Origin of the sequence: Bradyrhizobium sp. LMG 9283, from assembly GCF_045571415.1 — a bacterium.
Classification (GTDB): domain Bacteria; phylum Pseudomonadota; class Alphaproteobacteria; order Rhizobiales; family Xanthobacteraceae; genus Bradyrhizobium.
In genome coordinates, this window is sequence record NZ_CP120691.1 from 8,595,203 (window position 1) to 8,607,885 (window position 12,683).

Sequence of the window (12,683 nt, forward strand, 5' to 3'; positions counted from 1 at the left end):
ATTGCGTCCGGTCGCGCCAGGCTCGCGACCGAGATCGTGGGCGACGGCACCGCCGTTGTCTTTCTTCATGCCAATGTGTGCGACCGGCGTATGTGGCGCGCCCAACTGGATGCAATCGGCGCCACCCACAAGGCGGTTGCTTACGACCGGCGCGGGTTCGGCGAAACACGCGCCGAACCGGAAAACTTTTCCGCCCTGTCGGACCTGATGGCGGTGCTGGAGGCAACCGCAGACGGCAAGCCCGCGATTCTGATCGGCTGCTCGCTCGGCGGCCGCATCGCGCTCGATGCCGCCATCCGTCATCCGTCGCGCGTTCGCGCCCTCGTGCTGATCGCCCCTAATGTGGCCGGCGCGCCCGATCCGACCTATACGCCCGATATCGCCAGACTGATGGCGCAGTCGAAACAGGCCGAGACGTCCGGCGATCTCGATCGGCTGAACGCAATGAAGGCGCGCCTCTGGCTAGATGGACCGCTGGCGGACGAAGGTCGCGTCGCGGGTCCTGCGCGCGATCTGCTCCTCGACATGAACGGTATCGCGCTTCGCTCGCCGCCGTTCGGAACGGATGTCGACATTCAGCCCTTCTTCGACCGGCTCAGCGACATCGCGGTGCCAACCCTCGTGCTCTGGGGCGATCTCGACTTCCCCTATGTTCAGGAACGCTGCCGCCATGTCGCTGCGGTCGTGCCGGGTGCGGAAGGGCGAGAAATGTCGGGCGTGGCGCATCTTCCAAGCCTGGAGCGCCCGGCGGAAACGACAGCTCTTATTTCGGAGTTCGTCGCGCGATGTGCAGGCGCAGGCTGGTCGGCGGGGACCCTGCCCTGACCGCGCGCTCAGACGCCTCACCCCGGAGCGCACCGCCGACGCGGCTTAGCGCGCGAACACCAGCGTGAGATTGTTCGCGGGCATTTCGATGACATCGACCAGGCGAAGGCCTGCACCTTTCGCCAGCTTCTCGACGTCGCTGATGTCGCGCACGCCCCATTCGGGATTGCCTTCGCGCAAGGAGGTGTCGAACACCGCGTTGCTGAGCGCGGTGTGCTTGCCGTCGCGCTTGAAGGGGCCGTAGAGGAACAGCTTGCCGTCGGGGCGCAGATAGCGACCGGCGCCGGCGAACAGGCCTTCGGCCACGGCCCAGGGCGCGATGTGAATGACATTGGCACAGAACACGGCCGCAAGGACTGTCGGCCCCTGCCCGCTTTTCATCTCCGGGCACCAGTCGGGATCGGTGAGGTCGATCCGCAGGGGTGAGCGGATGTTCGGCAGGCCTGCATGCACGCGCCAGGCTTCGATGCTCTTGAGGTGGCGCTGATTGAGATCGCTCGGCCACCAGATCAGGCCGGGTGTGTGGCGGGCGAAATGAACTACGTGCTGGCCGGTTCCACTGCCGAGTTCCACAACGTCGCCGGTAGTGCCGGCAAGATGCTTTTCCAGCGCCGCCCAGATCGGTTCGTGATTGCGATGGAAAGCCGGCGCATCGAGCCGGCCATCCGGCTCGACCCGTCCGCCGTCCCTGCCAAATTCGACGACATATTCAGCCAAGTGACGTCCCCAAAAAATGTGAAACAGAACACGGCCCTAAGGGGGCAAACGCCCGAGAATAATTTGCTAATCCCAGACGATCTGATGAATGAACTATCTCATCGGTTGCAATGCGGCGGATATTAACCCCATTTTGCCGCCTGCATAGTCTTGATTGTCAGGCGGTGCCCTTTGTGCTTTTGAACAATTCCGCAAATGAGATCATCGACATAACGCTCGGGACGAAGCCTTGACCGCCTTTCCTTGCAAGCCCGCCCTGCTTGTTGCGCTGGCCCTCCTCGCCGGCGCAGCTGTGGCCCCGGCGGGGGCGCAGTCCACCGTGACTGAGGGCCAGAAACTCGCTTTCGACCGCGGCAAGGGCAATTGCCTGACCTGCCACGTCATCAAGGGCGGCGACCTGCCCGGAACGATCGGGCCGGAGCTGAAGGACATCAAGGCCAAATACCCCGATCGCAACGAGCTGGTTGCCATCATCTTCGACGAGACCAAGCGCAATCCGCAGACCATGATGCCGCCGTTCGGCCGGAACCGGATTTTGACCGAGCAGGAAATCAACGCGATCGTTGATTTCCTGCAGACCCTGTAACGGCCGGCGGCCCAGGAGATTTGAGATGACCACGACCACCGGCCCTCATCCGACGCGGCGCCTGATCCTTCAGGGCGCAGCCTCCGTCGCGCTGCTCGGCCTCGGCAATCTGCCGTTCGGCGCCGTGCCTGCGCGCGCGGCGGCGAACGACAAATATCCGGAAGAGGCCTTCAAGCAGAAGAGCGAGGTGGACGCGATCAAGGCGCTCTACGGCAAGGCCGCCGAGCCGTCGGACAAGATCAAGCTGGACGCGCCCGAGATCGCCGAGAACGGCGGCGTCGTGCCGATCTCGGTGACGACGACGCTCGACAAGGTCATCTCGATCTCGTTCTTCGTGGCCGAGAACCCGTTCGCGCTCGCGGCAAGTTACAAGATTCCCGATGGCACGATCCCTGCTGTCGCCAACCGGCTGAAGATGGCCAGGACCACCAAACTGACCGCGATCGTGGAAGCCGACGGGAAGCTCTACAGCGCGACCAAAGAGGTCAAGGTCACCGTCGGCGGTTGTGGCGGTTAAGCGAGGCAGTTCGACATGGCATCAAGCATTCGCGTACGCGCAACATCCAATGGCGACATCACCGAGGTGCAGGCGCTGATCCAGCATCCCATGGACACGGGCCTGGTCAAGGATTCCAAGGGCGAGCTGATCCCCGCGCATTTCATCCAGGAGCTGAAGTTCGAATGTAACGGCAAGGACGTCTTCGTCGCCAATTGGGGCACTGCGGTTTCCAAGGATCCCTACGTCAAGTTCAGCTTCAAGGGCGCCAAGAAGGGCGACGAGCTCAAGATTTCCTGGACCGACAACAAGGGTGGCTCGGACACGACCACCGCGAAGATCGCGTGATGAAAAAGCGCGCCACGATTCTGCTCGGCTCGGCATTCGTCGCGCTCGCAGCGCTTGCTTTCGCCGCGACACGCGTCGTCGCGGCCGACAAGGTCGATCCCGTCGCCGACGCCAAGGCGTTCCAGAACTTCTTCTTCCAGAAGTTTCCGAACGTGAAGCACGAGGATTTCGTCAACGGTCCTTATTCGATGAACGAGGACATGAAGCGGCAGTGGCAGGAGAAGGAAGAATTCCCGCCTTACGAGTTCGCGCTCGACGCCGGCAAGGAGATGTTCTCGACCCCGTTCAAGAACGGCAAGACCTATGCCGACTGCTTCCCGAACGGCGGCATCGGCATCCGCCAGAACTATCCGTACTTCGACACCAAGGAAGGCAAGGTCGTCACGCTGGAGCTCGCACTCAACCGCTGCCGCGAGGCCAATGGCGAGACGCCCTATTCCTACGTCAAGGACGAGATGGCCTCGCTGACCGCCTACATGGCGTACACTTCGCGCGGCAAACCGATGGACATCAAAATTCCCGATGATCCCCGTGCGCTGGCGGCGTTCGAGAACGGCAAGCGCTATTTCTACACGCGGCGCGGCCAGATGAATTTCTCGTGCGCGAGCTGCCATGTGCAGAGCCCGGGCGAACGCATCCGCGCCGAGACCCTGGCACCGGCGCTCGGCATCCTCAACGCAATGCCGATCTACCGCTCGGAATGGAGCGGCATGGGCACCACCAGTCGCCGCTTCGTCACCTGCAACAGCCAAACCCGCGCGGTTCCGCTGGAGCCGCAATCGGACGAATATCGCGACGTCGAATATTTCCTGTCCTATGTCGCCAACGGATTGCCGATCTCGGGACCGGGAGCACGGCCATGAAGCGGTCACTTGCTCTCGCCATGCTGCTCGCGTTGAGCCTTGCGCCATCCGCGCGCGCGGCAAATGAGGCGGATTACAAGGCGGCCTATGCTGCCGCCGAAGCCGCCTCCAAGGAGGCGGCTGGCATGCGCAATCAGTGGACCGTGACCGTATCTGCGCTGGCGGCGGCGAAGAAGGCAGCCGACGGCGGCGATTTCGACCGTGCTGTTGCCGCAGCCAAGGAGGCCGAGGCGCTGGCGAAGGCCTCGATCTTCCAGGCCACGTCCGAAAAAGAAGCCTGGAAGGCGATGGAAATCCGCTAAACTGCTCCCAAGTGGAACAGTCAAGCGATCACGAGAGGCGCGGAGAATTTCTGAATGGCGATCCGCCGCCGCGACTTCCTTAAAAGTGCAGGCCTTGCCGCCGCAACGCTCGGCCTGCCGCGGCTGGCCCGTGGCACTGAGGCCGCCAGCATCTACGACCTCGAGCGGTTCGGCAATGCGCGGATCCTGCACATCACCGACACGCATGCGCAGCTCAATCCAGTCTATTTCCGCGAGCCCAGCGTCAATATCGGCCTCGGCGAGATGGCGGGACGGCCGCCGCATCTGGTCGGCCGTGCCTTCCTGGAGCGGTTCGGCATCCGGCCCGACAGCGCGGATGCCTATGCCTTCACCTGCTTCGAGTTCGAGAAGTCCGCAGTCCGCTTCGGCAAGCTCGGCGGCTTCGCCCATCTGAAGACGCTGGTTGATCGCTTGCGCGCCGATGTCGGCGAGAAACGTTCGCTGCTCATCGACGGCGGCGATCTCTGGCAGGGCACAGGGCTCGCCAACCTGACGCAGGGCCGCGACATGGTCGAGGTCGCCAATCTGCTCGGCATCGAGGCGATGACCGGGCATTGGGAATTCACCTATGGCGAGCAGGCGCTGCGCGACAATCTCGAGCGCTTCAAGGGTGAATTCCTGGCGCAGAACGTCTTCCTGACCGAGGAAGCCGCGTTCAACGACGCCCTCGCCTTCGACAAGGCCACGGGACGCGTGTTCAAGCCTTCGATGATCAAGGAGCTCGGCGGGCATCGCGTCGCGATCGTCGGCCAAGCCTTCCCTTACGTTCCGATCGCGCATCCCAAGAGATTCACACCGGACTGGAGCTTCGGCATCCGCGAGGAGGAGTTGCAGAAGCATGTCGATGCCTTGCGCGGCACCGACAAGGTCGACGCCGTCATTCTGCTGTCGCACAACGGCATGGATGTCGACCTCAAGCTGGCGGGCCGCGTCACCGGCATCGACGTCATCCTCGGCGGCCACACCCATGATGCCGTGCCGCAGCCGATTGCGGTGAAGAATGCGGCCGGCACCACGCTCGTCACCAATGCCGGCTCCAACGGGAAATTTTTGGCCGTGCTCGATCTTGCGCTCGACAAGGGCAAGGTCAGCGACATCCACTATCATCTGCTGCCTGTCTATTCCGAGTTGCTGAAGCCCGATCCTGGAATGGCCGAGCTGATCGGCCGGCTGCGGGCGCCGCATGTGAGCGACTGGTCGGAGAAGATCGCAACGCCCGATCGCCTGCTCTACCGCCGCGGCAATTTCTCCGGACCCATGGACGAACTGATCTGCACCGCGCTGCGCACCGAGCTCAATGCCGAGATCGCGCTGTCGCCGGGCTTCCGCTGGGGCGTCACCGCGCTATCCGGCCAGGCGCTGACCATGGAGGATGTGCTGGCGGAGACCGCGATCACCTATCCCGAGACCTATGTGCAGGACATGACGGGAGCCCAGATCAAGGACGTGCTGGAAGACGTCTGCGACAACCTCTTCAATGCCGATCCCTATTACCAGCAGGGCGGCGACATGGTGCGCGCCGGCGGGCTCAGCTACACCTGCACGCCGGACGCTGCGATCGGTAGCCGCATCTCGGAGCTGAAGCTTGGCAACGGCAAGGCGCTCAGCGCCGGCCACCGCTACAAGGTCGCGGGCTGGGCCTCGGTCAATGGCCAGCAAGGCGCGCCGGTGTGGGACGTCGTCGCCAAATATCTGCGCTCGGGCCGGATGTTACCGGAGCGACTCGGCTCCGGCGTGACGCTGAAAGGCGTCGAAGGCAATCCAGGCATTGCGGGACAGGGGTGATGCGGTCGCAGCTCTTATCCGCGATGATGCTGGCACTGCTCGTCTGGGCGGCCCCGCCCGCTCTTGCGCAACAGGTGCCGCTCCAGGACAAGCCGTTCGCCGAGCACAAGGTCGTGCTGCAACTCTCCGACGGCGATGCGAAGAAGCAGGCGCTGGTGCTGAGCGTCGCCAACAATCTGCTGAAGGCCTACGATCCCGACAAGATCGCGATCGAGGTGGTGGCGTTCGGTCCCGGCATCGACCTGCTTCTTGCCGGCAGCGAGCGGCGCAAGCAGGTCGAGAGCCTGATCGCGCAGGGCGTGCGCTTCGACATCTGCCTCAACACGGTGGATACGATCGCGCGGGAGACGGGCAAGCGGCCGGCGTTCATCCCAGGCGCGACGCCGGTGCAGGTGGGTGTCGGGCAGATCCTGTTCCTGGCGGAGAACGGGTATACGGTGGTGCGGCCCTGAGCGCTTTGAGGCGCAGCGTCGCCACACACCCAGCGTCATTCCCCGCGCAGGCGGGGAATCCAGTACGCCTACCCCTTGCTGTCTCAGGAATACTGGATCGCCCGCCTGCGCGGGCGATGACAAACGGTGGATGGGACGACAGGGTGACCCCTAATTCCGCAATAAAGATCTTCTAAATTTTCCTGTCCGCACAGTGAATTGCTTCTCTTCCTGACCCCAGGCGTAGTAGAATCCTGGAAGTGAGTTTCACGCCGGGGTCTTTGCCATGATCTTCCGCCAGCTCTTCGACAGCGTTTCGGGCACCTATAGCTATCTGCTCGCCAGCCGCCCCGGCGGCGAGGCGCTCATTCTCGATCCTGTGCTGGAGAAGGTCGACCGCTACTGCCAATTGCTGCGCGAGCTCGACCTCAAGCTGGTCAAGGCGGTCGACACCCATTTGCATGCGGACCACGTCACCGGCCTCGGTGAGCTGCGCGATCGCACGCATTGCATGACCGTGATGGGCGACCAGACCAAGGCCGACGTGGTGGCGATGCGAGTGGCCGATGGCGACAAGGTGACGATCGAGGGCCTGTCGCTCGACGTGATGTACACGCCGGGCCACACCGACGATTCCTATTCCTATCTGATGGGCGATCGCGTCTTCACCGGCGATACGCTTCTGATCCGCGGCACCGGCCGCACCGATTTCCAGAACGGCTCGTCGCGCGCCCAATACGATTCGATCTTCAACCGCCTGCTCAAGCTGCCGGACGAGACGATGGTATTCCCCGCGCATGATTACAAGGGCGACACCGTCTCCACCATCGGCGAGGAGAAGCGCTACAATCCGCGGCTCCAGGTGCGTTCGGTCGACGAATATATCGAGCTGATGGCGAACCTGAAGCTGCCCAATCCGAAGATGATGGACGTGGCGGTCCCCGCCAACATGCATGTCGGCCTGCATCAGGAGGAGCTGGAGAAGGAGGGGCGCGCGCTCAGCGCAATCGAGGCGATCCGCAGCCTCGGCCGGCCCGACATCCTGCTGGTGGACTTGCGCGAGACCAACGAGCGGCTGAAGCACGGCATGCTCGAAGGCGCGCTGCACACGCCCTATCCGTCGGTCGAGGAGAGCCTGAAGCCCGGCGGCATGCTGCGCGAGGTCGCCGCCGCGACGGGACGCCGCGTGGTGTTCTTCTGCGCCTTCGGCGAACGCTCGGCGATGGCGGTGGCGGCTGCGAAGGGAGCGGGGCTTCTCAACACCGCCCATATCGCCGGCGGCATCGATGCCTGGAAGAAGGCGGGCGGGCCGGTGGTGCGCTGAGCGGCCGGCCCGACTTGCGATAGGTCAGGTCCCGCACGTATTTTCAGGATAGGATCGGGTGCAGCATCAGCATCCGGGATCAGCCATGGCCAAGACCGGCAAACCAAGCGAGCCGCCCAAGATCGCGGACAACAAGCAAGCGCAAGACAAGGCGAAGAAGCCCCTGCCGCCGCGCGAGATCGAGCACGACGAGTATGAAGACGGCGACATCGCAACGCCGAAGCGCGACCGCTACGGTCCGGATGATGAGCCGTTTTGAGGCGATGTGGGGAATGGATCTCGGCCTTCGCCGGGGCGACGCTGCGGAGATATGGAGGCATCCTCACACCACCCGCACTACCTGCCATGCGCCTGCGTTCATGGACAAATAACCGCCCTCCCCGATAGTTTGCGCGTCCATCGGGAGTGAAACGGAACAATGGTCGACGTTCTCGCCGCAGCGCAGCAAGGCAAGGCGGACAGCGCGCTCCGCACGCTGACGGGGATTTCGATCGCGCATTGGGTCAGCCATTTCCATCTGCTGGTCCTGCCGATGCTGTTCCCGTTCCTCAAAAGCCAGCTCGGCGTCGGCTATATCGAGCTCGGCTTCGCACTTACCGTGTTCGCGGTGGTGTCGGGATTGACGCAGGCACCGATCGGCTATCTCGTCGACCATTTTGGTGCGCGGCGAATTCTGCTGGCCGGACTCGCGCTCGGCGGTTTCGCGCTGATCCTGCTCGGCCTGCACCTCAGCTACGCCTCGCTGATCGCCTGCGCCGTGCTGTTGGGCCTTGCCAACAGCGTCTATCATCCCGCCGATTACGCGATCCTGGCCGAGCACATGGACGAGGCGCGGATGGGCCGCGCCTTCTCGATCCACACCTTTGCCGGCTTTCTTGGCGGCGCGGTGGCGCCCGCGATCGTGGCTGCGCTGGTCACACTATCCGGCGGCGCCGGCGCGCTGATCGCATCGGGCGCGATCGGTGTTGCTGTGGCGCTCTTGCTGGTCGTCATGAGCATTCCCGATGCCGGCGCGCACAAGACAAAGCCTGAGAACGCGAAGGCGCCGAAGCAGGCGGTCATCACGCCGGCGCTGATCACGCTGACCGCGCTGTTCATGCTGCTCAGCCTGTCGGTTGCCGGCATCAACAATTTCGGCGTGGTGGCGCTGATGAGCGGCTACGGCACCTCCTATTCGATCGCCAACGTCGCGCTGACTGCATTCCTTGGCGCCAGCGCCGCCGGTGTGCTCGCGGGCGGCTTCCTCGCCGACCACACCGAGCGTCACGGCTATGTCGCGGCGGCCTGCTTTGCCGCGAATGCGGCCATCGTGCTGCTGATCGCGCTGATGACGCTGCCGGGCTGGGCCCTGACTGCCACGATGGCAACCGCAGGCTTCCTCTCCGGCGTGATCGCGCCGTCGCGCGACATGCTGGTGCGCAATGCGGCACCCGCGGGTGCTGCGGGGCGCGCCTTCGGCATCGTCTCGACCGGATTCAATCTCGGCGGCATCGTCTCACCGCTGCTGTTCGGCTGGATCATGGACCAGAGCGCGCCGCATTGGGTGTTCGGCGCGTCGGTGATCTTCATGGTGGCGACGGTGGTGCTGTCGCCGTTCACGGAACGGAAGCCGGCCAAGGCTTGAGCCACAAACCACGGGGAGAGATTGCGGCGCGAAGCTGGTCCCTCCGAGTCGCAAGACGACTCCCCGTGAATATGGGTCCCGGATCGGCGCGCGCTTGGGGCGCGCTTGTCCGGGACGACGAGCAAAATAACAAATGCAAACCGGGAAGAAACACAATGAGCAATCCTGATCTCGTGATCCGCGGCGGTACTGTCGCGGATGGCCACGGCGGCGAGTTGTTCGAGGCTGATGTCGCCATCGCCGGCGGCAAGATCAGTGAAATCGGAAGGGTCTCCGCCAAGGGCCGCGAGGAGATCGACGCGCGCGGCAAGCTGGTGACGCCGGGCTTCGTCGACGTGCACACCCATTACGACGGCCAGGTTACCTGGAGCCAGGACATCACGCCGTCCTCGCAGAACGGCGTCACCACGGCGATCATGGGCAATTGCGGCGTCGGCTTTGCGCCGTGCAAGCCTGATGACCACACCCGGCTGATCCAGCTCATGGAGGGCGTCGAGGATATTCCCGAGCCGGTGCTGAGCGCCGGCATTCCCTGGGCCTGGGAGAGCTTTCCGGATTACATGGACTGGCTCGCCAAGCGCGACTTCGACATCGATGTCGGCGCGCAGCTGCCGCATGCCGCACTGCGTGTCTATGTCATGGGCGAGCGCGGCGCGCGCCGAGATCCCTCGACCGCGGAGGACAATGCGGCGATGGCCAGGCTCGCGGGCGAAGCGGTACGCTCCGGCGCGCTCGGCTTCTCGACCTCGCGCACGCTCAATCATCGCACCTCGACCGGAGATTTCACGCCGACGCTGAAGGCCGGCGAGGACGAGCTCACCGCCATTGCCGGCGCGATGCATCGGCAGGGGCGCAGCGTGCTGCAATTCGTGCTCGACCTCTCCACCATCCACGAAGACCTGCCGATGATGCTGCGGGTGGCGGACAGCACAAAGTGCCCGATCTCGTTCTCGATCACGCAGAACGACAAGGCGCCGCAGCGCTGGCGCCAGACGCTGGACGAGATCAATGCGGCGGCCAAGCGCGGCCTCTCCATCACCGCGCAGATCGCGGCACGCCCGGTTGGCCTGCTGCTCGGGCTCGAGCTCTCGCGCAATCCGTTCCAGACCCATCCGAGCTACAAGGCGATCGCCCATCTGCCGCTGCAGGAGCGTTTGGCGCGGCTGCGCCAGCCGGATGTGCGCAAGGCGATCCTGAGCGAGACGGCGACCGCGACCGACGATCCGCTGTTCTTCCGGCCCAACTACGACAAGATGTTCCTGCTCGGCGATCCCCCCGATTACGAGCAGCCGCCGGAGAACGCGCTGGGACCGCAGGCGCGCAAACAGGGGCGTCAGCCGGAGGAGCTCGCCTATGACGCGATGCTGTCGGACGAGGGCCGCGGCATGCTCTACGTACCCTTCCTCAACTATTCAGACGGCAATCTCGATGCGACGCGCGAGATGCTGCTCGATCCGCAATCAGTGCCGGGCCTGTCCGACGGCGGCGCGCATTGCGGCATCATCTGCGATGCGAGCTTCCCGACCTATCTGCTGACGCACTGGACGCGCGACCGCAAGCGCGGCGAGAAGCTCACGATCCCGTTCGTGGTCGCGGCGCAGTCGCGCAAGACTGCGCTCTCGGTCGGCCTCACCGATCGCGGGCTTATTGCTCCGGGTTATAAAGCCGACGTCAACGTGATCGACTATGACCGCCTGCACCTGCATCCGCCGAAAGTGCATTACGATCTGCCGGTCGGTGGGCGGCGGCTGTTGCAGGATGTCGACGGCTATGAGGCGACCATCGTGTCGGGCGTGGTGACGCGACGGCATGGCGAGACCACGGGGCGCCGGCCGGGCAAGCTGATTCGTGGCGCGCAGCGGGTGAATTAGCGGCGCTGCCGCTTACCCTCCCCTGGAAGGGGAGGGTAGAAAAGAGCACCTACCCTTACGTCGGCGACACCGCGCCCTTCAGCGCGCTGGCCTGCGAAGCGGCGGCGCGCGTCAGCCTAGCGCGCTCGGTGTTCGGCCAGAGCAGCAGAAGGCCGAGCAGGCCGGAGCAGACCATGATCACAGCGTTGATGGTGAAGCCGGTCATGTAGCCGTCGATCGTGCTGCCGGCACGCTGGATCACCGTCCCCATCACGGCCGGGGCGATGATGCCGGCAAGCGTGTAGAGCGCACCGTAGATCGCGAGAATCGCGCCGCGCTGCGACGTCGGGGTGAACTCGCCGAGCATGGGCGGGCAGACGACATAGATCGCCCCGCACAGGCCCGAGCCGACCACGAGGAACGCGATCTGGAGGCCCGCGCCCTGGACATGCGGCATCATTGCCAGGATCAGCCCGCCGATCACCAGCGGCACCGAGCCGAGAACGCCGCGAGCCGCACGGGTGTTGTAGCCGCGCGCCATCATCACCTGCGAGATCCAGCCGGTGAGAATGACGATGGTGGCGCCGAACACCCAGGGCAGGATCGAGATGAAGCCGGCCTGGCTCTGCGAGAAGCCGAGCCCCTTGACGATGAACGGCGTGAACCAGGTCAGGCCGAGCGACAGCGCCCAATAAGCGCCGAAGGTTGCGGCGACGCAGCCGATGAAGGTGCGCGAGGTGAGAAGCTGCAAATAGGGGATCTTCGGTTCGGTCGCGGCCGAGATTTGCGTGTCCCCCAGCGGCCCTTCCTTGCCGAGCGCAAGCCAGGCCGCAACCCAGATCAGGCCGACGACGCCGAGCGCGCCGAAGGCGTAGTGCCAGGAATGGTTGACGATGATCCAGTTCAGCGCCGGCACCGCGAGGATGACGCCGAAGGCGGACCCCTGCGACAGGACGGCGGTCGGCAGCGTGCGCTTCTCGTCGGGAAACCATTTGTAGAGGGCATGCATCGCCACGGATGCCGCCGGGCCTTCGCCGGCGCCCAGCACGATGCGGCAGATCAGGAGCGTGGTGAAGGAGACGGTGCCGACCATCGGAAATTGCGCCAGCGCCCAGATCACCGCCAGCGTCAACAGCACCCAGCGCGTCGGCACCTTGTTGACGATGAAGCCGACCACGATGGCCGCGATCGAGAACAGGAAGAAGAAGGAAGAGCCGAGCAGGCCGAATTGCTCCGGGGTGAGCTTCAGATCAGTCATGATCGGCACACCGGCAAGACCCACGACGATCTTGTCAGCGAAGTTCACGAGCATGAAGAGGAACAGGAGAAAGGTGATGGTCCAGGCGCCCTTTGGCGTTCTTGTCTTGCCGGCCACCGCCGGCGTTCCCTGCGCGCTCATGAATCTCCCCGTATGTCTTTTTTGGCACTTTTTTGATTTGGCCGTCTTGGAAGCTAACAACGGCTTCGAGACCAACGCAACCCAGCATTTCCCCGGCAGGTGTGCTACGCAG

General features: G+C 64.3%; 14 protein-coding genes. 12 read left to right on the forward strand and 2 right to left on the reverse strand.

Features of this window, described 5'->3' with window-relative positions; genetic code table 11:
- Positions 1–36 precede the first annotated feature (36 nt).
- Positions 37–825 (forward strand): alpha/beta fold hydrolase, encoded by a 789-nt coding sequence (locus tag P6U29_RS40090; protein WP_407115596.1) that lies wholly within the window; start codon positions 37–39, stop codon positions 823–825.
- Between the two features lie 45 nt (positions 826–870).
- On the opposite strand, the gene P6U29_RS40095 is transcribed toward P6U29_RS40090, so the two are convergent.
- Positions 871–1,542, reverse strand: a complete 672-nt coding sequence (locus tag P6U29_RS40095; protein WP_407115597.1) for a DUF938 domain-containing protein — start codon at positions 1,540–1,542, stop codon at positions 871–873.
- 229 nt (positions 1,543–1,771) lie between these two features.
- Between P6U29_RS40095 and soxX the strand changes: the two genes are divergently transcribed.
- From soxX to P6U29_RS40150, 11 genes are all read left to right on the forward strand, one after another.
- Entirely contained in the window at positions 1,772–2,128 is a 357-nt protein-coding gene (soxX, locus tag P6U29_RS40100) for a sulfur oxidation c-type cytochrome SoxX (protein ID WP_407115598.1), read from the forward strand.
- Between the two features lie 25 nt (positions 2,129–2,153).
- Positions 2,154–2,645 (forward strand): thiosulfate oxidation carrier protein SoxY, encoded by a 492-nt coding sequence (soxY, locus tag P6U29_RS40105; RefSeq protein WP_407115599.1) that lies wholly within the window; start codon positions 2,154–2,156, stop codon positions 2,643–2,645.
- A 15-nt stretch (positions 2,646–2,660) separates the two neighbouring features.
- The gene (gene soxZ / locus P6U29_RS40110) at positions 2,661–2,972 is read left to right on the forward strand and encodes a thiosulfate oxidation carrier complex protein SoxZ (RefSeq protein WP_027577526.1); all 312 of its coding nucleotides are present in this window, start codon (positions 2,661–2,663) and stop codon (positions 2,970–2,972) included.
- Positions 2,972–3,835 carry a sulfur oxidation c-type cytochrome SoxA gene (soxA, locus tag P6U29_RS40115; protein ID WP_407115600.1) on the forward strand — a complete coding sequence of 288 codons (864 nt, stop codon included), beginning with the start codon at positions 2,972–2,974 and terminating at the stop codon, positions 3,833–3,835. Before soxZ ends, soxA begins: the two co-directional genes overlap by 1 nt.
- Entirely contained in the window at positions 3,832–4,137 is a 306-nt protein-coding gene (locus P6U29_RS40120; RefSeq protein WP_407115601.1) for a hypothetical protein, read from the forward strand. The genes soxA and P6U29_RS40120 overlap by 4 nt, the downstream gene beginning before the upstream one ends.
- A 54-nt stretch (positions 4,138–4,191) precedes the next feature.
- On the forward strand, positions 4,192–5,943 hold the full coding sequence (gene soxB, locus P6U29_RS40125) for a thiosulfohydrolase SoxB (protein WP_407115602.1): 1,752 nt from the start codon (positions 4,192–4,194) through the stop codon (positions 5,941–5,943).
- Positions 5,940–6,395, forward strand: coding sequence for a hypothetical protein (locus P6U29_RS40130; RefSeq protein ID WP_407115603.1), 456 nt, complete (start codon positions 5,940–5,942; stop codon positions 6,393–6,395). Before soxB ends, P6U29_RS40130 begins: the two co-directional genes overlap by 4 nt.
- Before the next feature lie 265 nt (positions 6,396–6,660).
- The gene (locus tag P6U29_RS40135) at positions 6,661–7,698 is read left to right on the forward strand and encodes an MBL fold metallo-hydrolase (protein WP_407115604.1); all 1,038 of its coding nucleotides are present in this window, start codon (positions 6,661–6,663) and stop codon (positions 7,696–7,698) included.
- Positions 7,699–7,783: 85 nt separating this feature from the next.
- Entirely contained in the window at positions 7,784–7,957 is a 174-nt protein-coding gene (locus P6U29_RS40140) for a hypothetical protein (RefSeq protein WP_407115605.1), read from the forward strand.
- Positions 7,958–8,116: 159 nt separating this feature from the next.
- Positions 8,117–9,322, forward strand: coding sequence for an MFS transporter (locus P6U29_RS40145; RefSeq protein WP_407115606.1), 1,206 nt, complete (start codon positions 8,117–8,119; stop codon positions 9,320–9,322).
- A 155-nt stretch (positions 9,323–9,477) separates the two neighbouring features.
- Positions 9,478–11,193 carry an amidohydrolase family protein gene (locus P6U29_RS40150; RefSeq protein ID WP_407115607.1) on the forward strand — a complete coding sequence of 572 codons (1,716 nt, stop codon included), beginning with the start codon at positions 9,478–9,480 and terminating at the stop codon, positions 11,191–11,193.
- 55 nt (positions 11,194–11,248) lie between these two features.
- Here P6U29_RS40150 and P6U29_RS40155 read toward each other — a convergent pair whose 3' ends face one another.
- Positions 11,249–12,571 (reverse strand): MFS transporter, encoded by a 1,323-nt coding sequence (locus P6U29_RS40155; protein WP_407115608.1) that lies wholly within the window; start codon positions 12,569–12,571, stop codon positions 11,249–11,251.
- Positions 12,572–12,683: the final 112 nt, after the last annotated feature.